Origin of the sequence: Mycobacterium bulgaricum, from assembly GCF_041287165.2 — a bacterium.
In the GTDB taxonomy this organism is placed as follows: domain Bacteria; phylum Actinomycetota; class Actinomycetes; order Mycobacteriales; family Mycobacteriaceae; genus Mycobacterium; species Mycobacterium bulgaricum.
Map to the genome: position 1 here is coordinate 225,995 of NZ_JBGGKV020000007.1, position 19,853 is coordinate 245,847.

Genomic DNA, 19,853 nt, shown 5'->3' on the forward strand with positions numbered 1-19,853 from the left:
CAGCCGGAATTGCATTCCAGCAGGAAATGGTCGAGATGACACCTGCTGGAATGCAATTCCGGCGGCTAGGTGGTTTTACTCAGACCCCGCGGCGCCACACGCGCCGAGAATCGATGTATGAGCGCAGCCACGCTGTTCCCCCGCCTCGGCGATGTCGAGGCGAACACCCCACCCGGCCGTGACCGGGCCATCGACGTCATCCGCATCGTCGCGCTGCTGGCAGTCGTGGTCGGTCACACGGTCATGGCGACGAGCATCATCCGCGACGACGTGTTCATCTGGAGCAACCTCCTCACCGCGTCGCCGGTTTTCCAGGCGCTGACGTGGGTCTTCCAGATCATGCCGCTGTTCTTCTTCGCGGGCGTCGCCGCGTCGGTGCAGTCCTGGACGCCCGGGAGCCCGTGGGGCAATTGGCTTTTGCGCCGCTGCACCCGGCTGTACCGGCCGGTGTTCTACTACCTCGCGTTCTGGGCGGCAACGCTGGTGGTGCTGAAGCTGCTGTTGCCGATCCACGTCTACGAGCCCGTCGCCGGAATCTCGACGCAGCTTCTGTGGTTCCTGGGCGCCTATGTTCTGGTGCTCGCCGCGGTCCCGCTGTTGGCCCGCATCACGACCACCGGACGGTTCGTCGCGGCGGCGGCGACCGGGTACGCCGTCGTGGCGGTCGTCGACGCCGTCCGGATCAACGGCGACGTGCCCACGCTCGTCGGTTATCTCAACCTGTCGATGTGGTTGATCCCTGGCATGTTCGGCGTGGCGTACCGGCGCAGGCTCCTGACCGCGAAGGCGGCCCTGCTCCTGGGCGCCGCGATGTTCGCGGTCAACGTGGCACTTGTGGCGGTCGGCCCCTATGAGCTGAGCCTGGTCGGCATCGAGACGCAGCAGCTCAAGAACATGTCCCCGCCGACGCTGTTGCTGGCAGGCCACGCAATCATGATGTGCGCATTGGCAATTGCCGCCGCGCCCGCAATCACGCGGTGGGCACGCAGGCCGCGGGTCTGGTGGCTGACGGTGATCGGCAACTCGGGCGCGATGACGCTCTACCTGTGGCACATCCCGCTGCTGCTGGGCATGCACCTGGTATTCGACTACCTGGGCTCTCCGCGGTTTCCCGGCGCACCGCACTTCGTCGCGCTGTCGGTGCTGCAGACGATGGTCATGGTGGCCGTCGTCGGTGCCGCGTTCGTGGTGTTGCGGCCGCTGGAGAACGACCCGCTGCCGTTCTGGGACGGCGGTGTCGTCGCGCAGCGCGGCCTGCGCAGCGCGGCGGTGGGGTTGCTGCTGTGCGTGGCGGGGGCGGCGACGCTGGCGTCCGTCGGCTGGGGCCTCAAAGATCTGGGCCTGTCCCTGACCGCGGCGATGGTCACCGCGCTGATCGCCGCGAGGGCGCTGGCCCGCTAGCCGCTCTTGCGGCGGAACTCCCTGCGGTTCTCGACGGGTCCGTGCGCGCCCTTCGACTGTTTGGCGCCGCCGTCCTTATGTGACGAGCCGCTGCTGGCCTTGGCATTTTTGCGCTCCAACGCTTCGCGGAACTTGCGCTTGTTGTCGTCCTCGGCGGGCTGCGCGGACTCCTTCGATGCCATACCGGCAGCGTAGCCCGCTCAGCGCTTTCCTGGCGGCATGCCGTACAGATGCGAGATCGGCAGTGTCATGAGCACTCGCCGGTCGTCGACCATCGCCCTGCGGTAGTCGTCCCAGTCCGGGTGCTCCCCGGCGAGCTTGCGGTAGAGCTCGACGAGACCATCGACGGTGTCGTCGGCGGGATTGGCCGCAGGAGGGGTCAGGACGGCGTCGCCCTCCGCGACGGCGTAGGCCCATCCGTCGTCGGAGCTGACATGGATCGCGGCGCGGGGGTCGCGGCGCAGGTTACGCGTCTTGGCCCGCGGTTCGGTGATGGACACCGAGATGGTCAGGCTGCGTGCGTCGAAATGGTAGGAGACGTTGGACAGCTGAGGTCGGCCATCGCGCTTGATCGTGGCCAGCACGCCCAGCGAATTGCCTGCGAGCAGCGCCAGCAGCTTGTCGTCGAAGACGTCGCGGGTCATGGCACGAGCCTACGACCTTTGCGCGTCTGGAAACATGGAGCGCGTGGGCCGATTCACCGCGATCGACGGCAGCGTGCTCGACGGCGTCTCCGCCACCACCCTGTGGACCCTGCGTAACCGTGCGGCCGAGGCCAAGCGTTCCGACGGGGTGATCCGTGATCCCTGGGCGATCACCGTCTGTGACGCCATCGAATACGACTACGACAAGTTCGGCCGGCCCAACCAGTCGCACGCGCTGCGCGCGCGGGCTTTCGATGAGTGCACACGCGCCTATCTGACCGACCACCCAAAGGCGTCCGTCGTCGCGCTCGCCGAAGGACTGCAGACCAGTTTCTGGCGCCTCGACCGCGACGGCATCCTCGACGAATCCCGTTGGTACTCCGTCGACCTGCCGCCGGTGATGAAGCTGCGCGACGAGCTCCTCCCGGCCGACGATCGCGTCCTGCCGCTGGCGCAGTCGGCTCTCGACCGGAGCTGGATGGACCGGGTCGACGCCGATGCCGGAGGCGTCGATCAGACCAGAGCAGACGGCGTGTTCATCACCGCCGAGGGGCTGCTGATGTACCTGCCGCCCGACGACGCACTCGGTCTCATTCGCGATTGCGCACGACGCTTTCCCGGTGGCGCCATGGTGTTCGACTCCATCCCGCCGTGGCTGAGCCAGCGCACGCTTCGCGGCCTGAAGCTGTCCAACCGTTACGTCACCCCGCCGATGCCGTTCGCGTTGACCGCCGATGAAGGGCTCACCCTCGCAGGACGGATTCCCGGCGTGACCGCCGCCCGCAGTGTGGCGTTGCCGCCCGGCCGCGGCCTGTTCAAGCTGTCGGCTCTTCCGCAACTGGATCGCGGATTTTTCCACAGGAACCGTCAGAGCATCACCGTGCTGCAGTTCGGCTCATGACCAGCCTCACGATGGGAAACCGATGACAGACACCGGCAAGCATCCCGTAGACCTCACCGGGGTTCCCGAGACCGCACTGATGACCCTGCAGGTACGGGCGACCGAGGCCAGGCGCCCCGACTCCCTCATCGACGATCCGATGGCGATCCATCTCGTCGATTCCATCGACTTCGACTTCGCCAAGTTCGGCTTCACCCGCCGTCAGGATATGGCGTTGCGCGCGTTGGCATTCGACAAGCAGACGCGACGGTATCTGCGCGACCACCCCAAGGCGACCGTCGTCGCGCTCGCGGAGGGCATGCAGACGTCGTTCTACCGTCTCGACGCCGACAGCCCGCAGAACCTCGACATCGGCCACGACTTCCGGTGGGTCAGCATCGACTTCCCGCCCACGATCGAGCTGCGCCGCGCGCTGCTCCCTGCCTCGGATCGTGTCCAGCTGATCGCCCAGTCCGCGTTGGACTTCAGCTGGATGGATCGGGTGGACAACTCACACGGTGTGTTCATCACCGCCGAGGGGCTGCTGATGTATCTGCAGCCCGAAGAGGCGATGGCTCTGATCACCGAATGCGCGGCGCGCTTCCCCGGGGGCCGGATGATGTTCGACCTGGGCCCGGCGGCCTTCGCCCCGGTGGCCCGCCGGGGCATGCGCACCTCGCTGCGCTACCGGGTGCCGCCGATGCCGTTCACTCTGACCGTCGCCGAGCTGGCCGACCTCGTCAACACTGTGCCGGGGGTGCGGGCCGTGCACGACATCCCCGCCGAGCGCGCCCGCGGTCACCTGATCAACGCGTTGCTGTGGACGACTCAGCGGGTGCAGCTGCTCGACCCGTTGCGGCCGACGATGACGCTTCTCGAATTCGGCTGACCGGCGCGGCTCAACCGAAGGCTGTCTCCACGTACCGAAGCGCATCACCTTTGGCGACACCGAGCGCCCGTGCCGCCGACACGTAGGTGTTCGCCGCGGTCGCCATGGCGGCGTCGGCCGGATCGGCCCGCGCGACGAAGGTGCCGAAGCGCCCTCTGGTCTCCAGAATTCCTGCGGCTTCCAACTCGCGGTACGCGCGCGCGACGGTGTTCACCGCCAAATTCACCTGACCGGCCAGCTCGCGGACCGTCGGAAGCCGGGTGCCAGGAGACAGTTCCCCGTCCCGGATCCCCGCGATGATCTGCATTCTGAGCTGGTCGAACAGCGGTCTAGCGGCATGCGGATCTACCCGTACCCAATCCCCCAACTCGGCCACGTGCCCAGTATCACCCACAGCCGCTAATTTGGTGGAGTGCAAGTGACGGTATTCAGCGGCGCCGGGATCTCTGCCGAAAGCGGCGTGCCGACGTTCCGCGACGTGGAGACCGGTCTGTGGGCCAAGGTCGATCCGTACGAGATCTCCAGCAGCCAGGGCTGGCGCGCACATCCCGACCGGGTGTGGGCGTGGTATTTGTGGCGCCACCACATGATGAGCGCTGTGGCGCCGAACAACGCGCACCGCGCCGTCGCCGCGTGGGAGGACTACGCCGACGTGCACGTCGTCACGCAGAACGTGGACAATCTGCACGAACGCGCAGGCAGCAACCAGGTGTATCACGTGCACGGCAGCCTGTTCGAATTCCATTGCGGTCAGTGCCGATCCGCATTCCAGGGTCAGGTGCCCGATATGCCGGAGCCGATCGAATCGGTCGACCCGCCGAGCTGCGACGCGTGCGGAGGCCTCATCCGACCCAACGTGGTGTGGTTCGGCGAGCCGCTGCCCGACGACGCGTGGCAGCAGTCGGTCGACGCGGTCGTCCAGGCTGATCTGGTTGTCGTGGTCGGAACGTCGTCGGTCGTCTATCCCGCGGCGGGCCTGCCCGAACTGGCGGTGGCCAACGGCACGCCCGTCATCGAGGTCAATCCCGAGCCGACCCCGCTATCGGCAAGTGCGACGGTGAGCCTGCGCGAGAAGGCCGCCACTGCTCTGCCCGGCCTGCTGCAGCGACTGCCTGCACTGCTCGGTTAGCGCGCTTCGCAACGTTTCCGAGCGCTGCGGCCCTAGACTCCGACCATCTGGCGTTGCGGGAGGGCGAATTTCACGTGGGTACGATCGGTCGCCGGTGGAATGCCGTCTCCCCGAGGTTGCAGGTCGTGCTGGCCGCGGTGGCGGGTCTGGTCGTCCTGGCCGTCGTCATCTCGGCGAGCCTCGGCATGTACGCCATCAGCCGGGCCACCTCCGATGACTACCGGACGTTCGGAGACGACGCGAACCCCGACCGCATCGACATCACCGCGGTGATCAACCGCGCCGACACGTCGACCCAGTTGCTGACCGTCACCTTGAGCGACATCCAGGCATTCGGCGCTCTCGCCGACGACACGGGCAACTACGGCAGCGACATGCGGATCCTGACGACGTCGACCACCAACGACGCGATCGACCTCAGGCAGGGCCAGTGGCCCGCCGACATCGAGCAACGATTCCCGATGTACGGCAAGGTCACCGACTATCCGTTCGACAGGTACACGGCGCTGATGGAACTTCGGGTCGTCACCGCCGACGGAGATCTCGTTCCCACCACGGTCACCGTCTACAACAACGATTCGTTCTTCTCGACGGACCCGATCGAAGATCCCACCCTGGGACCGATCGAGGGCACCGGCATCGACGTGTCGGTGCAGATGAAGCGGAGCACGCCGATGGTGGTCTTCGCCGTGTTCATCATGATCCTGATGCTGGGCCTCGCGCTCGCGGCCGTCACCGCGGCGTACTTCGTCCTGCGGTGGCGCCGGGGTCTGGTGTTCGGGGCGTGTTCGATGATGGCCGGTATTCTGTTCGCGCTCATACCCCTTCGCAATGCCGTGCCCGGAAGTCCGCCGATCGGGTCGGTCATCGACTATGCGTCGTTCTTCATCGCCGAAACCATCATCTCGATCTCGCTCATCTCCAGTGTGGTGATCGGCTACCGGATCCACATGGCGAAGGCGCAGACCATTCATCAAGGGCGCAAATAGGCCGACGCCGTGGTCGCCCTCGTTTTACGGCCGGACCGCGACCCCGATCGCGAACTCGGCGACCGGAACAGGGGCCCATCGCGGGAACGTCCATTCGCGCCGCGCACCGGTGATGCGGAATCCCGCCCCGGCGATCGTCTCCTCGGTGTGACGGTGGGTGTGGCAGTTCCCGAGCAGGCGCGGCCAGAAGGTGGCGTCGGCGAACCGCTGCAGCCGCCCGCGGGCGCCGGGCCCGGCCACATGCTCCAGGTAGCGTAACTCCCCGCCCGGCTTCAATCGTGACAACAGCTGACCGACAACGCTTTCCGGATCGTCGATCGAGCACAGCACCAACGAGCAGACCACGGCGTCGAAGGGCTCCGCGTCACTGAACTGTTCGACGGTGTCCGCGGTGACGGTCACCGGTATCGGGGCGCGGCCGGCCGCCTGCTGGGCCAGCGCCATGAGTCTGCGTTCGGGTTCGACGGCCACCACCTCCGTCACCGTCGCCGGGTAGAACTCGAAGTTGGTGCCCGTCCCCGCACCGACCTCGAGAACGCGGCCGCTCAGTCCTGCCAGGTTCTCCCGCCGCAGCCTGCGCAGCGACTCGGGTTCCCTGGACGACATCGCCGTCCACAGCCGCGCGAAGAACGGGTTATCGACGTGTTCGCTCATCAACGGTCTCCTTCAACCAGCGCACTGTCTCCGTCGGGGTCTCGTCGGGTTCGATGGCCGCCGACGCGATGTGTCCGAGGCACACCGCGCGCAGGACACGGCCTGCGAATTCCTCGACGTCGCCCCAGGGGAGGTAGGGGCGCGAAATCAGCTGTGCCGCAACACCGTGGGCAGACGTCCACAGTTCGAGCGCCAGCGTCGTCGGGTCCTCCTGCGGATAGACACCCTCGGCGATCAGCGCCTCCACCGTCGCCCGCATGTGGACGAACGCCGAACTGTTCAGCGTCACATCGACGCCGCTGCCGGGTTCGCCGTGACCCATCGTGGCGATGCGGTACATCTCGGGGGTCTGCAACGCGAAGCGGACATACGCGAGGCCCTGGGCTCGCAACACTTCGATGGTCGAGGCACATGCGGCCGCCACCGCCTGCATCTGCTCGTCGAGCTTCTCGAAATACCGGCAGCACACGGCATCCAGCAGGGCGGTCTTGTCGGCGAAGTGCAGATAGATCGACGGCGGAGTGACCCCGACCCGCAGTGCCACCGACCGGATGGACACGGCCTTTTCGTCACCGGTCTCGATCAGCAGATCTGTTGCGGCGTCGAGAATCTCATCGCGAAGCTGCTCCCCGGAGCCCCGGGGCGCACGGCGACGACGGACGCTGACGTCAGTCAAGGACCCTCCCCGAGGTGACCTGTTCCGACGTTTGCGCGGGTGCGGCTGTGTCGTCGAGGGACTCGCGCAAGCCGATGCGTTCATGCAGGCGCGCCAGCGGCTTCGGTGCCCACCAGTTCCACCGGCCGAGCACATGCATGAATGCGGGCACCAACAGCATCCGTACCAGCGTAGCGTCGGCGAGGACGGCCAGCGTCAGCCCGACGCCGAACATCCGCATGAACGCAACCTTGGCCGCGATCAGCGCCGCGAACGAGATCGACATCAGCAGCGCCGCCGCGGTGACGACCCGGCCGGTTCTGGCGAGCCCGAGCGCCACGCTTTCGTCATTGGCTTCGGCGGTTTGATCGGACGCCAGCCAGTACTCGCGGATGCGGCTGATGAGGAACACCTCGTAGTCCATCGAGAGGCCGAAGGCGATGCAGAACAGCAGCACCGGCATGTTCGCGACCAGCGTCCCCGTCGGTGTCGTGCCCAGCGCCCCGAGATGACCGTCCTGGAAGATCCACACCAGGGCGCCGAACGCCGCGGTGAGCGACAAGACGTTGAGTACCAACGCTTTCAACGGGAGGACGACGCTGCCGGTCAGCAGGAACAGCAGTACGAACGTGATGGCCGCGATCACTGCGAGCACCGTCGGCAAGCGTGAGGTGATCGCATCGGCGCTGTCGCGGTTGACCTGGGCCAGGCCGGTCACCAGCACGTCGCGCCCGCCGGGCGCGGCGACGGCGTGCAGCCGGTCGAGTTGTGTCTCGGACGCGTCGGTGAACAGCGCAGCCGTGCTCCCGATGGTCAGAAATGCGCTTCCGTCGGCCGAACCCGTTGCGGCGGAGGGATCTCCGACCCTCCTTCCGTCGACGAACGTTCCGCCGGGCGCGGACACCGAGGAGACGTCTCCGACCCGCGACAGCTCGGCGGCATACCCGTCGAGCTCTTCGACGGTCACACCGCCGGCGTCGGGCAGGACCACGACGACGTTCGTGGACGAGTCGACAGCGAAGTCCTCGCGCAGCTCGTCGCCGATCTGCCGGGCCGAGGCGGAGTCGGGGAGGACCCTGTCGTCGGGGAATCCCCACTTGGCGCTTAGAAACGGTGCGCCGAGAAGCACCAGAAGAGTGACCACGGCGATGCCGATCGGGATCGACCGTCGCATCACGAATTTCGTCGACCGGTACCAGAACATCTGCTCGACGGGCTTAGGTTGCGGCTCAGGCCTTCCGAAGATCCGGCGAGCCAGCCTGCGCACGTCCAACGAGTCGAGCCTGTCCCCGGCAAGCATGATCGCCGCGGGCGCCACGACGATGGCAGCCAGTGCCGCGAAGCCGACGACCGCGATTCCCGCGTAGGCGAACGACTTCAGGAAATACATCGGGAACAGCACCATGGCGACCATCGACAGCGCCACCGTGAGCGCCGAGAACAGCACCGTGCGGCCGGCGGTCGTCATCGTGCGGATCAGCGCGGCCTCGCGCCCCGATGCGGACGCATCGCCGCTGTCGGCCAACTCGTCGCGATAACGGCTGATGATGAGCAGTGTGTAGTCGATCGCGAGCGCGAGGCCCATCGCGATGGACAGGTTCAGCGCGAAGATGGAGACGTCGGTGACCAGCGTGACCGCGCGCAGCACCGCCATCGAACCCAGAATCGCGAAAGCGCCCACCGCCAAGGGCAGCGCGGCCGCGAGCAGGCCGCCGAACACCCACACCAGAACGACGAAACTCAACGGAATCGCGATCGATTCCATCATCAGGAGGTCTTTCTCGCTCTGCGAGTTGATCTGCACATACGTCATCGCCACACCACCGGCCCGCACGGTGACGCCGTCGCGGTCGTGCACGAGTTCCTCGGTCAGGGCCTTGGCGTGCTTCTGCGCGCCACTCTCCCCTCCGGTGATTCCGGCGACGATGAGCCCGGTCCTGCCGTCTTCACTGACGAGCGCGGCGGCGGCGGACGGCGGCGCGGTCCATGCCGACGTCACGGTGCCGACGTGCGGCGATTCCGCCAACCGGGCGGCCAGGTCGCTGCCGACCTGCCGTGCCGCCGGGCTGTCGGCGCCGTCTTCGCCGGTGACGCCGATGACGAGGTCCATGTCGCCCTGGTCGAACTTGTCCACCAGCAGCTGCGTCGCGCGCGCGGATTCGGACGTCGGGTCCTGGAAGCCGCCTGCGGACAGGTGCGTCACGACGGGGACGCCGAAGACGCCGCACCCGGCCATGATCAGCAGCGCGACGAGGAGAACACGGCGCGGCGCCGCGACGGCGAGCAGGGCGATGCGGTGCAACATCGGGAACGGGCCTCCTGGGATATCGCCGCTAAGTTATCAGCGATAACTTGGAGTCACCAGACCCGGCGATGAGTTTCGTGACCCTGTCCGGTCGATCTGATCATGACCGACACCACCACCCGACTCCCGATCGACTCGTCCGTGAGCACAGGCCTGTTGATCCTGCGCGTGGGCACCGGCGCGGCCCTTGTGCAGGCGGGCCTGATCAAGGCCTCCGACTTCGGGATGACCGTGCAGTTCCTCACCGACGCCGGCTGGCGCCTCCCCGGGTTCGCGGCCTTCATGGTCACCGCCACCGAAACGTTGGCCGGCATCGGCCTCATACTCGGCGTCCTCACGCCTCTGGCGGGCAGCGCAACCGTGGGCGCCATGCTCTGCGCCTGGGCGGTCAACGTGTCCGGCGCCGCGTTCTGGTCGGACCCGTTCAACGTTCCGTTCCTGATCGGGCTCGGCGGCGCGGCGCTGTTGTTCACCGGGGCGGGCGAGTATTCGGTCGACGCTCGCGTTGTCCGGCGTTTCACCTGGTCATCGCGGGTGAAACTGGGACTGTTGGCGCTGGCTTTCGCGGCCGCGGTGGTGACGTGGGTGGCGCTCTACGGCAGCAATCCGATCCACTTCACCGCACCACCCGCACCACCTGCACCGTGATTGCTACTCGCGGGTAGAACGCCGAACCTACCGGGCGGTAAGAATTGCCACAGTTCTCCCAAACGAGGCTCAAAGAACTCTTAGAGCCCGTGGTTACTCTCCAGTACATGTGGATCGACGACACCAATGCCGATGTCATCAAGGTTGATTTCGAGGCGCTCTACCACGGCGATTTCCTCGTCGAGGGCCTGACCTCGGAGCAACTCGACGACGACCAGGCCCTCCCTACCGCAGTATGAGAGAACGCGCGCCCCGCTGGGCGCGCGTTCTGACACTCTCCGGTTTGCCTGACGCTTGAAGCGTCCTTTTCAGACCCTTTGCGCCACCGGCGCGACCATCCCGGCCAGGCGGCCGCTGATGATCTCCTCCGCTTCACCCACGATTCGCGACACCAGTTCGTCGACGGTCGGGATGTCGTTGATGAGGCCCATGGCCGTTCCCACAGTCCAGATGCCCGCGTCGATGTCGCCGTCGTCGAACACCTTGCGGCCGCGCACGCCGGCCACCAAATCCTTGACGTCCTCGAATTGGCCGCCACTCTTCAGGATCTCGACCACCTCGCGCGAGACGACATTCGAGGCCACCCGCGCGGTGTTGTGCAGGCTCCGGAAGATCAGCTCCGTGCCCCGCTCGTCCCCGGCGACGATGGCTTCCTTGACGTTGTGGTGGATGCACGACTCGACGGTGCACATGAACCGCGACCCCATGTTGATGCCGTCGGCGCCCAACGCCAGTGCGGCCACCAGGCCCCGGCTGTCGGCGAACCCGCCCGACGCGATCATCGGGATCTCGATCTTGTCGGCAGCCGCCGGGATCAGCACCAGGCCGGGAATGTCGTCCTCACCCGGGTGACCCGCGCACTCGAACCCGTCGATGCTGATGCCGTCCACCCCCAACGACTGGGCTTTGACGGCGTGCCGCACCGATGTGCACTTGTGCAGCACCTTGATGCCGTTGTCATGGAACATCGGCAGGTGCGGCGCCGGATTGGACCCGGCCGTCTCGACGATCTTGATGCCCGCGTCGACGATCACCTGGCGGTACTCGTCGTATGGCGGCGGGTTGATCGCCGGAAGGATCGTCAGGTTCACGCCGAACGGCTTGTCCGTCAGATCCCGCGTCTTGGCGATCTCGTTGGCCAAATCGGCGGGCGTCGGCTGCGTCAACGCCGTGATGAAGCCCAGAGCACCCGCATTCGCCACGGCCGCAACGAGTTCCGCGCGACCCACCCATTGCATACCACCCTGGGCGATCGGATGCTCGACCCCGAACGCCTCGGTGAACTTCGTCTGGATCGTCACCTGGGGGCCATCCTGATCGCACCGTCGAGGCGGATCACCTCGCCGTTGAGCATCGGGTTCTCGACGATGTGCACGGCCAGCGCACCGTACTCGTCGGGATCACCCAGACGCGCCGGGTGGGGCACCTGCTTGCCCAGCGAAGCCTGCGCCTCCTCGGGCAGCGAGCCCAGCAGCGGCGTCTTGAACAGACCCGGCGCGATGGTGCAGACGCGGATGAACTCCCGCGACAGGTCGCGGGCGATCGGCAGGGTCATACCGACGACGCCGCCCTTGGACGCGGAGTAGGCAGCCTGGCCGATCTGACCCTCGAACGCGGCGACCGACGCGGTGTTGATGATGACGCCGCGCTCTCCGTTGATCGGTTCGGTCTTGGCGATCCGCTCCGCGCTCAGCCGCAGCACGTTGAACGTGCCGATCAGGTTGACCTCGACGACCTTCTTGAACCCGTCGAGCGGGAACGGTCCGTCCTTGCCCAGCGTCTTGACCGCATTGCCGATGCCCGCGCAGTTGACGTTGATGCGCAGCGGGCCGAACTCCTCGGCCGCATCCAGCGCCGCGGTCACCTGCTCGGGGTCGACGACGTTGGCCTCGACGAACTTGGCCCGCGGCCCCAGCTCCTTGACGACGTCCTCGCCCCGCAGGTCGATGACGACGACCGAGGCACCCCGGTCGAGCAGTCGCTTGGTCGTCGCGAGCCCGAGGCCGGAAGCGCCTCCGGTGACAACGGCAGCAGCGTCTTTGATCTCCACAGATCGTTTCCCTTCTCTCTTGGTTAAGAGGTCAAACCCATTCCTGCAGAACAGCTTCGGTGTCGGCGCCGGGCACACCAGGCGCTTTTGGAGCCGACGGCGCGGTGCGTGAGAACCGGGGCGCAGGTGCCGGATAGAGGTAACCGTTCTCGCTGTAAAAGGTGTCGCGCTCGGTGTTGTGCGGCTCGGACTCCACCTCGGCGAACGACAGCACCGGCGTCACGCACGCGTCGGTGCCCGCGAAGACCTTGGTCCAGTGGTCCCGGTCCTGCGCGCCGAAGGCCTTGGTGAACGCCTCGCGCAGCTCAGGCCAACGGCCCATGTCGTTCTGGTCGGGCAGATCCGCCGCGTCCAGGCCGAGGCCGGTGAGCACATGCGCGTAGAACTGCGGCTCGATGGCGCCGACGGCGACGTACTTTCCGTCGGACGTCTCATACGTGTCGTAGTAGGGCGCACCGGTGTCGAGCATGTTCACACCGCGTTCGTCGCTCCACATCCCCATGCCGCGGAAGGCCCACATCATCATCGACAGCACGCTCGACCCGTCGACCATCGCGGCGTCGACGACCTGACCCTTACCCGAGCGTTCCCGCTCCCACAGCGCCGAAAGGACGCCGACCAGAAGGAACATCGAGCCGCCACCGAAGTCGCCGACCAGGTTGAGCGGCGGCACCGGGCGCTCACCGGCGCGGCCGATGGCATGCAGCGCGCCGTTGAGCGAGATGTAGTTGATGTCGTGTCCGGCCTGCTGAGACCGCGGACCATCCTGACCCCATCCGGTCATGCGCGCGTAGATCAGTTTCTCGTTGACCTTGGCGCAGTCCTCGGGGCCGAGACCGAGCCGCTCGGTGACGCCGGGCCGGAAGCCCTCGATCAGCACGTCGGCCTTCGCGATGAGCCGCAGCACCAGGTCGCGATCTTCTTCGCTCTTCAGGTTCGCCGCCACCGACCGGCGGTTGCGAAGCAAGTAGTCGCCGCCGGGCTTGGTCGCCGGACCTGGCCCCTTACCGGGGCGCTCAATGCGCACCACGTCGGCGCCGAGATCACCGAGGATCATGGCGGCGTGTGGTCCGGGGCCGATGCCGGCCAGTTCTACGACCCGAAGTCCTTGCAGAGGTCCAGCCATGCCTAACCGCCCTTCATGAGAATCGCTCGGTTGACCGCGACATAGCTTACTTGTATAACCAAGTCGGACCGGCCACGGGGCTTCGGCAGTGCAAACCACCACACACCAGGGGACGACTTTGACCTCCACCGACGTACATGAAGGTCCCAACGACAACGTCTACGAAGGAATTGCCGACCTGGGCGTGAACCTGGCCGACGGCGTCCTCACGGTGACGCTGAACCGGCCGGACAGCCTCAACTCCCTGACCGCCCCGATGCTGCAGACCTTCGCCGCGGCCCTTGAACGTGCGGCGACCGATTCCCGTGTGCGGGTGGTCCGCATCGGCGGCGCCGGGCGCGGCTTCTCCTCCGGCGCCGGCATCAGCGAGGAAGACCATGCCAACCCGGGCGCGGCAGGCACCCCGGCCGATGTCCTCGACGCCGCGAACCGCTGCATCCGCGCGATCGTCGCGCTTCCGCAGCCCGCCGTCGCCGTCGTGCACGGCGCGGCCGCGGGCGTCGGAGCGTCGCTCGCGTTGGCATGCGATGTCGTACTTGCTTCGGAGAAGGCGTTTTTCATGCTGGCGTTCACCAAGATCGGGCTGATGCCCGACGGCGGCGCCTCGGCGTTGATCGCCGCTGCCGTCGGCCGGATCCGCGCGATGCGGATGGCGCTGCTGGCCGAACGCATCACGGCAACCGAGGCCTACGGCTGGGGCCTGGTGAGCGCCGTCTACCCGGTCGACGAGTTCGACGCCGCGGTCGACACGGTGATCAACGCGCTGGTGTCGGGACCGGCGGTCGCGCTGCGTAAGACCAAGGACGCGATCAACGCCGCGACTCTGACCGAGTTGGAGGGCGCGCTCGAACGTGAGAAGAAGGGGCAGTTGGAGCTGCTCCACTCGCACGATTTCCGCGAGGGCACCAAGGCTTTTCAGCAGCGGCGCCCCGCAACCTTCACCGATTCCTGAGGGATTCGGGTGTAGTTGGTCACGCTGAGGCTGACCGACTACACCCGAACCGCGGAAAATCGTTCGACCGACAGCTCACCCGTGCGCCACCATCGAGCGGTGAGCACGCACGTCGACGTCGAACAGCCGGTGACGCCCGGCCGATGGCGCGTGCTCGCACCCTTCCGATTCCGCGAGTACCGCCTCCTGATCGCCGCCGTGTCCCTGTCGATCTTCGCCGAGGGCATGTGGGCCGTCGTGATGGCGCTGCAGGTCATCGAACTCTCCAACGATCCCGCGGCGCTGTCGCTGGTCGCGACCTGCCTGGGCGCGGGCCTCGTCGCGTTCGTGCTCGTGGGCGGGCTGGCCGCGGACCGGCTCGATCAGCGGGCGATCATCATCGCCGTCGAGGCGGTCAACACCGCGGTTGTCACCGCCGTCGCGATCCTGGGAATGACTGGTGCACTCCGTATTTGGCATATGGCCGTCGCAGCCGCGGCGCTGGGCATCGCGGCGGCGTTCTTCTTCCCGGCCTACAGCGCAATACTTCCGCGCATCCTGCCGCCCGAGCAGCTGCTCGCGGCCAACGGTGTCGAAGGCATGGTGCGGCCGGTGTTCCAGCGTGCCGTCGGGCCTGCGGTCGCGGGACTTCTGATCGGCGCGACGTTCCCGTCACTCGGCGCGGTCGTGGTCGCGGCCCTGTTCGGCATCGGCCTCGTTCTCCTTGTCGCCACGCGTTCGACAACCGTCAAAGACGGAGGTGCGCAACAGGATCAGCCGAAGCCGCATCTGCTGCGCGATTTGCGGGACGGTGTCGGCTTCGTGCGCAGGACGCCCTGGCTGCTGTGGACGCTGCTGTTCGCGAGCATTTTTGTGCTGGTCATTCTCGGCCCCATCGAGGTGCTGTTGCCGTTCATCGCGCAGGACCGGTTCACCCACGGCGCGCAGTCGTACGGCTTCATCCTGGCGTTCTTCGGACTGGGGAGTGCTCTGGGCGCTTTGGCGGTGTCCTCGCGGCGGATGCCGCGCCGCTATCTGACGACGATGATGGCGATGTGGAGCGTCGGCTCGATCCCGCTCGTCGTCGTCGGCGTCACGTCGTCGTTCCCGCTGATGGCGTTGGCCACCTTCGTCATCGGGGTGACCGACGGCGCCGCGATGGTCATCTGGGGCACGCTGCTACAGCGGCGGGTGCCGCCCGAGATGCTCGGACGGGTGTCGAGCCTGGACTTCTTCGTCTCGCTGGCGTTCATGCCGGTGTCGTTCGCCATTGTCGGCCCGCTGTCGAAAGTGGTGCCGATGGAGACGATCTTCTTCGCCGCGGGACTGGTGCCGGTGCTACTTGCGGCAGTGGCGATCTGGGCGGCGAAGATGCACCGCGACGAGCTGGCGCACCCGTTGCGTTAGACGCCGAATATCGGGGGCAGTGCGAGCACCAGGACCAGACCCCAGAAGAAGTGGGTCAGCATCGGTGCGAGAATTCCCCCGGTGGCTCGCCTCAGCTGCGCACAGACGAGGCCGAGGATGATCGCCGCGAATCCGAGCATCGGATTGCCGGTGGTGGCGGCTGTCGCGATGACATACAGCACCGTCGACACGATCACCGGATGGAACTTCAGCAGCGCGGTGTAGACGGCGCCGCGGAAGAACATCTCCTCGGCGAGCCCGTTGATCACGGTGATGAAGGTGATCAGGTAGAGCGGTCCGGCGTTGGAGTACTGCAGCACCTCGCGGATGTAGTCGTTGACCCCGGGGATCTCTCGCGCCACCAACCCGCCGACGACGAACACCGCGCCCAAACCGAGTCCTGCGGCCGTTCCGGTGATGACGGGTCGCTGATTGCGTCCGCGAAAACAGATGTGTCCCATGTGCAGCGGGCCCGAGGCGAACGCTCCCGCGGCCCAGACGCCGGCCAGCGCCAGCGTGAGCCACACGAACGTCTCGTCCCCCGGAGGTCTGCTCAGCGAGTAGCCGAGCAGAGCCGCGCCGACGAGCAGAACAACCGACACGATGACCTTGCGCCTGGTGACCACCGACGGCGGTTCGTTGTAAGGCGGGGCCTTGGCGCGAGCGATGTTGCGAAGCTCGCCGGCCCAGCTCGTCGGCGCGCTCACGCTGGAATCACCTTGGGCTCCAATCCGATCACTCCCAGGACGTGGTCGATTCCGGTACGTACCGCGGCGGCGACGGGTCTCGGCACGAAGCCGAGCAAGCCGAGCACCGGCCACGCGAGGGGTGGCGTCACCACGCTCGCCAACTGCCGCAGTCGCAGCGTGTCGCCGCCCGCCCAGTCCGGGTCGGTGTCGGCGAGATGGTGGGGGTCGCCGAGTCGGTCGACGGGCCGCCGGGGCGGACTCGTAACGGCGCGACGCATCGCGTCCTCGACGCCCACCAGACCGCCGGGCGGATCGGGGACGAGATCTTGCAGGCCCCGATTCGACGCGGTCATCGGAAAGTCAAGCGACTCAACGAGATCGCCGGCCAAGCCGCCGGGGACCGGCAGGATGAGGCCGGACACCTTCGACACGAGCCCGGTGTCGACGCCGTACACGGGGACGGGCGTGCGCCGCAGTCCCGCGATCTGCGCGTAGGTGCGCAGCAGATCGCCGTACGTCGTCGTCTCGGGGCCCTTGATGTCATAGGCGCCGGCCGGGATCTCGGGGTCGGCCGCCGCGACGAGGTAGTGCAGCACGTCACTGACCGCGATGGGGTCGATCGGGTTGGCCGCCCATTCCGGCATCGGCAGCAGCAAGAACCGATCGGCGACGTAGCGCAGCATTTCGAATGAGGTGGAGCCGGCCCCGATGACGATGGCCGCACCGAGCCACACCACGTCCGGCCCACCATCGATGGTCAGCGCCGCCGCGACCTCGGCCCGGCTGGTCAGGTGTTCGGACAGCGAGTCGTCATCGGGCACGAAGCCACCGAGATACACGATGCGCCTGACCCCGGCGGCCTTGGCGGCGGTGGCGACGTTGGCCGCCGCCTTGTTGTCGGCTTCCCGGAAACCGGGCTGCCCGATGCCGTGCACGAGGTAGTAGACGACGTCGATGGGACCGGCTTCGGTGAAAGCCTGCTGTGCCGAGGTCTCGTCATGCGCGTCGAGCGACACCGTCGAGACGTTGCGGTACCAGCCGAAGTCCGCGAGACGGGTCGGGTTGCGGCTGGCAGCCACCACCTGGTGGCCGTCATCGAGCAACGCGGTGACCAGGCGGGAACCGATGTAGCCTGTCGCGCCGGTCACGAGGGTGCGCACTGGTTTCACGCTAGGGCTGTACCCCGACCCGCCGATTCAGAACCGGCGATCAGGCGTTGCTTGCGTCACGATGCACTTTGACCAGCTCCTGATACAGAAGGGCGTTCGTGCGGATCCCGGCGATCTCGTCCCCGCTGAGCTCCCTGCGCACCTTCCCCGGCACCCCGGCGACCATCGACCCCGGCGGGATCACCGCACCCTGCGGCACCACCGCGCCGGCGGCGATCAACGAGCCGGAACCGATGACAGCACCGTTGAGCACCACCGCGCCCATGCCGACGAGGGCGTCGTCTTCGATGGTGCAGCCGTGCAGCACGGCGTTGTGCCCGACGCTGACGCCCGCGCCGATGCGGGCCGGAAAACCCGGGTCGACGTGGATCGTCACACCGTCCTGGATGTTGGTGCCCGCTCCGATCTCGATCGGTTCGGCTTCGGCGCGGATGATCGTGCCGTACCAGGCACTTGCGCGCTCGGCGAGGACGACGTGGCCGATCACGGTGGCGTTGGGCGCCACCCAGCTGTCGGGATGCAGTTCGGGTGAGCGTCCGGCGATGGACAGAATGAGTGGCGCGACCATGAGCGCCATCGTATGACCGGACCACACAGATTCGCGGGTGCGGGGCGCGGCGTGCAATCCTCACCGCATGACAACGACGTCGAACCCGACCGCGCTCGACATCGTCGACGGCGTCGACCTCAGCGGCAGGACCTGTGTCATCACGGGCGCGTCCTCCGGGCTGGGCCGCGAGTCGGCGAGGGCCCTCGCAACGACGGGTGCACACGTCATCCTCACGGCGCGCGACACCGAAGCGCTGTCCGAGACGGCGGCGTGGGTCCGCGGCGATGTCCGCGATGCGCGGCTGTCACTGATCCACCTGGACCTGACGTCACTGGCCAGCGTGGCTGCCGCGGCTGCGGAGATCAGCGAGCTGACCCCCGCCGTCCACGTGCTGATGAACAACGCGGGCGTGATGTTCACGCCGCTGAGCAGGACCGCCGAGGGCTTCGAAAACCAATTCGGGACAAACCATCTGGGCCACTTCGAGCTGACCCGGCTGCTGTTCCCCGCCCTCGTGGCCGCCGACGGGGCGCGGGTCGTGAACCTGTCGTCGGCCGGACACCGAATGGCGGACGTCGATTTCCAGGATCCCAACTGGGAGACGCGCCAGTACGACAAATTCGCGGCCTACGGGTCGTCCAAGACGGCGAACATCCTTCACGCGGTCGAACTCGACCGGCGGTTGCGCGACAGTCAGGTGCGCGCGTTCGCGGTGCATCCGGGAATCGTGGCCACCTCGCTCGCCCGGCACATGACCCAGGACGACTTCACGGCTCTGAACGATGCGGGTTCGCGGGATGCGAACGCGCCGAAGATCGACGTGCGCAAGCGGTTCACGACGCCCGAACACGGCGCCGCCACCCAGGTCTGGGCGGCGGTCAGCGAGGAACTCGACGGCCGGGGCGCGTTGTACCTGTCGGACTGCGGCGTCGCCGAGGCGGCACCGTACGCGATGGACGAATCTCGGGCACTGGCGTTGTGGGCGCTTTCGGAACACCTCTGCACACCGAGCGCGCGCAGCCTAGGCTCGAGTGCGTGACGACGTCGGCGAAGGTCATCTACCTTCGCTCCTACGGTGACCGCGACCGCGACGACCATGACGTGGTGCGCTCCGTCCTCGACGCGACCGTCGAACTGTTGCGCGAAACCCCGTTCGACGACCTGACCACCCGGCAGATCGCCGAGAAAGCGGGCGTCGCGCACAGCGATCTGTGCGTCTACTTCCGGTCGAAGAACGCGATCGTCGCGGAGGTCTACCTGGGTCTGCTCCGTGACGCACCGCTGGCGGTCGACGTCGAGGAATCCGCGCAGTCGCGGGTGGCGGCGCTGTTCCACCAGCTGGTGATGCTGCTGTCCGACCAGCCCGGGCTGGCCGCCGCCTGCTCGAGCGCGATGATCTCGCAGGAGACGTCGGTGCAGGCGATCCGCAAACGCATCCACGCCGAGCTGCATCGCCGCGTACGCACCGTGCTGCGCTCGGCCGCCTGGCCCGAAGTCGCCGAGACGCTGGAATTCGGCCTGGTGGGCGCGATGGTCCAGGCCAGTTCCGGATCGGCCACCTTCGAGGACGCCGCCGACGATCTCGCGCGGATGGTCGCCGCGCTGTTGCCAGAAGGGACCGGCGGAAACCGTTCCTAGCCCGGTTGGCCCATGTGAATCCGCTCTCGCGGGATGCCGTTGAAACCGCAGTTCACAGGGTTGTAGCGACCCTGAATGGGTCCGTTGAGGCCGGTCCTC

General features: G+C 67.1%; 23 protein-coding genes. 11 read left to right on the forward strand and 12 right to left on the reverse strand.

The genetic code is table 11. The features are described 5' to 3' along the window. Positions 1 to 117: 117 nt before the first annotated feature. Complete coding sequence (locus tag ACAG24_RS19830) at positions 118 to 1,401, forward strand: acyltransferase family protein (RefSeq protein WP_370475761.1); 1,284 nt, start codon at positions 118 to 120, stop codon at positions 1,399 to 1,401. On the opposite strand, the gene ACAG24_RS19835 is transcribed toward ACAG24_RS19830, so the two are convergent. Together ACAG24_RS19835 and ACAG24_RS19840 are read right to left on the reverse strand one after the other, a co-directional pair. Continuing rightward, positions 1,398 to 1,583: a DUF5302 domain-containing protein gene (locus ACAG24_RS19835; RefSeq protein WP_370475762.1), complete on the reverse strand. Its 186-nt coding sequence runs from the start codon at positions 1,581 to 1,583 to the stop codon at positions 1,398 to 1,400. The genes ACAG24_RS19830 and ACAG24_RS19835 overlap by 4 nt on opposite strands. An 18-nt stretch (positions 1,584 to 1,601) precedes the next feature. Then, entirely contained in the window at positions 1,602 to 2,045 is a 444-nt protein-coding gene (locus tag ACAG24_RS19840; RefSeq protein WP_370475763.1) for a PPOX class F420-dependent oxidoreductase, read from the reverse strand. A 34-nt stretch (positions 2,046 to 2,079) separates the two neighbouring features. On the opposite strand from ACAG24_RS19840, the gene ACAG24_RS19845 reads away from it, so the two are divergent. Further along, a complete protein-coding gene (locus tag ACAG24_RS19845; protein ID WP_370475764.1) occupies positions 2,080 to 2,946 on the forward strand; it encodes a class I SAM-dependent methyltransferase in 867 nt (288 codons plus the stop codon). A 22-nt stretch (positions 2,947 to 2,968) separates the two neighbouring features. Further along, positions 2,969 to 3,814, forward strand: coding sequence for a class I SAM-dependent methyltransferase (locus tag ACAG24_RS19850; RefSeq protein ID WP_370475765.1), 846 nt, complete (start codon positions 2,969 to 2,971; stop codon positions 3,812 to 3,814). Positions 3,815 to 3,824: 10 nt separating this feature from the next. Here ACAG24_RS19850 and ACAG24_RS19855 read toward each other — a convergent pair whose 3' ends face one another. After that, complete coding sequence (locus ACAG24_RS19855; protein ID WP_370475766.1) at positions 3,825 to 4,190, reverse strand: Rv1152 family transcriptional regulator; 366 nt, start codon at positions 4,188 to 4,190, stop codon at positions 3,825 to 3,827. Between the two features lie 36 nt (positions 4,191 to 4,226). Between ACAG24_RS19855 and ACAG24_RS19860 the strand changes: the two genes are divergently transcribed. Both ACAG24_RS19860 and ACAG24_RS19865 read left to right on the forward strand, forming a co-directional pair. Then, entirely contained in the window at positions 4,227 to 4,943 is a 717-nt protein-coding gene (locus ACAG24_RS19860) for an NAD-dependent deacylase (protein WP_370475767.1), read from the forward strand. A gap of 74 nt (positions 4,944 to 5,017) precedes the next feature. After that, entirely contained in the window at positions 5,018 to 5,932 is a 915-nt protein-coding gene (locus ACAG24_RS19865; RefSeq protein ID WP_370475768.1) for a DUF8686 domain-containing protein, read from the forward strand. 24 nt (positions 5,933 to 5,956) lie between these two features. Here ACAG24_RS19865 and ACAG24_RS19870 read toward each other — a convergent pair whose 3' ends face one another. Genes ACAG24_RS19870 through ACAG24_RS19880 form a run of 3 tightly spaced genes read right to left on the reverse strand, consistent with a single transcriptional unit; the run spans position 5,957 to position 9,546 of the window. After that, the gene (locus ACAG24_RS19870; RefSeq protein ID WP_370475769.1) at positions 5,957 to 6,586 is read right to left on the reverse strand and encodes a class I SAM-dependent methyltransferase; all 630 of its coding nucleotides are present in this window, start codon (positions 6,584 to 6,586) and stop codon (positions 5,957 to 5,959) included. After that, on the reverse strand, positions 6,567 to 7,262 hold the full coding sequence (locus tag ACAG24_RS19875; protein ID WP_370475770.1) for a TetR/AcrR family transcriptional regulator: 696 nt from the start codon (positions 7,260 to 7,262) through the stop codon (positions 6,567 to 6,569). The genes ACAG24_RS19870 and ACAG24_RS19875 overlap by 20 nt, the downstream gene beginning before the upstream one ends. Continuing rightward, positions 7,255 to 9,546 (reverse strand): MMPL family transporter, encoded by a 2,292-nt coding sequence (locus tag ACAG24_RS19880; protein WP_370475771.1) that lies wholly within the window; start codon positions 9,544 to 9,546, stop codon positions 7,255 to 7,257. The genes ACAG24_RS19875 and ACAG24_RS19880 overlap by 8 nt, the downstream gene beginning before the upstream one ends. 102 nt (positions 9,547 to 9,648) lie before the next feature. On the opposite strand from ACAG24_RS19880, the gene ACAG24_RS19885 reads away from it, so the two are divergent. Both ACAG24_RS19885 and ACAG24_RS19890 read left to right on the forward strand, forming a co-directional pair. Then, positions 9,649 to 10,194, forward strand: a complete 546-nt coding sequence (locus ACAG24_RS19885) for a DoxX family protein (protein WP_370475772.1) — start codon at positions 9,649 to 9,651, stop codon at positions 10,192 to 10,194. 107 nt (positions 10,195 to 10,301) lie between these two features. Then, positions 10,302 to 10,433 (forward strand): hypothetical protein, encoded by a 132-nt coding sequence (locus ACAG24_RS19890; RefSeq protein WP_011893017.1) that lies wholly within the window; start codon positions 10,302 to 10,304, stop codon positions 10,431 to 10,433. Positions 10,434 to 10,502: 69 nt separating this feature from the next. Here the strand turns inward: ACAG24_RS19890 and ACAG24_RS19895 are convergent, their stop codons facing one another. Genes ACAG24_RS19895 through ACAG24_RS19905 form a run of 3 tightly spaced genes read right to left on the reverse strand, consistent with a single transcriptional unit; the run spans position 10,503 to position 13,370 of the window. Further along, a complete protein-coding gene (locus ACAG24_RS19895) occupies positions 10,503 to 11,495 on the reverse strand; it encodes an NAD(P)H-dependent flavin oxidoreductase (RefSeq protein ID WP_370475773.1) in 993 nt (330 codons plus the stop codon). Continuing rightward, positions 11,492 to 12,244, reverse strand: a complete 753-nt coding sequence (locus tag ACAG24_RS19900) for a 3-hydroxyacyl-CoA dehydrogenase (RefSeq protein ID WP_370475774.1) — start codon at positions 12,242 to 12,244, stop codon at positions 11,492 to 11,494. The genes ACAG24_RS19895 and ACAG24_RS19900 overlap by 4 nt, the downstream gene beginning before the upstream one ends. A gap of 31 nt (positions 12,245 to 12,275) precedes the next feature. Further along, positions 12,276 to 13,370, reverse strand: a complete 1,095-nt coding sequence (locus ACAG24_RS19905) for a CaiB/BaiF CoA transferase family protein (protein ID WP_370475775.1) — start codon at positions 13,368 to 13,370, stop codon at positions 12,276 to 12,278. Positions 13,371 to 13,488: 118 nt separating this feature from the next. Between ACAG24_RS19905 and ACAG24_RS19910 the strand changes: the two genes are divergently transcribed. Both ACAG24_RS19910 and tet(V) read left to right on the forward strand, forming a co-directional pair. Beyond that, complete coding sequence (locus ACAG24_RS19910) at positions 13,489 to 14,322, forward strand: enoyl-CoA hydratase (RefSeq protein WP_370475776.1); 834 nt, start codon at positions 13,489 to 13,491, stop codon at positions 14,320 to 14,322. 129 nt (positions 14,323 to 14,451) lie between these two features. After that, positions 14,452 to 15,708, forward strand: coding sequence for a tetracycline efflux MFS transporter Tet(V) (gene tet(V) / locus ACAG24_RS19915; protein ID WP_370475819.1), 1,257 nt, complete (start codon positions 14,452 to 14,454; stop codon positions 15,706 to 15,708). Here tet(V) and ACAG24_RS19920 read toward each other — a convergent pair. Genes ACAG24_RS19920 through ACAG24_RS19930 form a run of 3 tightly spaced genes read right to left on the reverse strand, consistent with a single transcriptional unit; the run spans position 15,705 to position 18,134 of the window. Further along, positions 15,705 to 16,415: a CPBP family intramembrane glutamic endopeptidase gene (locus ACAG24_RS19920; RefSeq protein WP_370475777.1), complete on the reverse strand. Its 711-nt coding sequence runs from the start codon at positions 16,413 to 16,415 to the stop codon at positions 15,705 to 15,707. The genes tet(V) and ACAG24_RS19920 overlap by 4 nt on opposite strands. Next, positions 16,412 to 17,566, reverse strand: coding sequence for an NAD(P)H-binding protein (locus ACAG24_RS19925; RefSeq protein WP_370475778.1), 1,155 nt, complete (start codon positions 17,564 to 17,566; stop codon positions 16,412 to 16,414). Before ACAG24_RS19925 ends, ACAG24_RS19920 begins: the two co-directional genes overlap by 4 nt. A gap of 40 nt (positions 17,567 to 17,606) precedes the next feature. After that, complete coding sequence (locus ACAG24_RS19930; RefSeq protein WP_370475779.1) at positions 17,607 to 18,134, reverse strand: gamma carbonic anhydrase family protein; 528 nt, start codon at positions 18,132 to 18,134, stop codon at positions 17,607 to 17,609. A gap of 67 nt (positions 18,135 to 18,201) precedes the next feature. Here ACAG24_RS19930 and ACAG24_RS19935 point away from each other — a divergent pair, with 67 nt between their 5' ends. Continuing rightward, positions 18,202 to 19,155 carry an SDR family NAD(P)-dependent oxidoreductase gene (locus ACAG24_RS19935; RefSeq protein ID WP_370475780.1) on the forward strand — a complete coding sequence of 318 codons (954 nt, stop codon included), beginning with the start codon at positions 18,202 to 18,204 and terminating at the stop codon, positions 19,153 to 19,155. Continuing rightward, on the forward strand, positions 19,152 to 19,754 hold the full coding sequence (locus ACAG24_RS19940; RefSeq protein ID WP_370475781.1) for a TetR/AcrR family transcriptional regulator: 603 nt from the start codon (positions 19,152 to 19,154) through the stop codon (positions 19,752 to 19,754). Before ACAG24_RS19935 ends, ACAG24_RS19940 begins: the two co-directional genes overlap by 4 nt. Positions 19,755 to 19,853 lie beyond the last annotated feature (99 nt).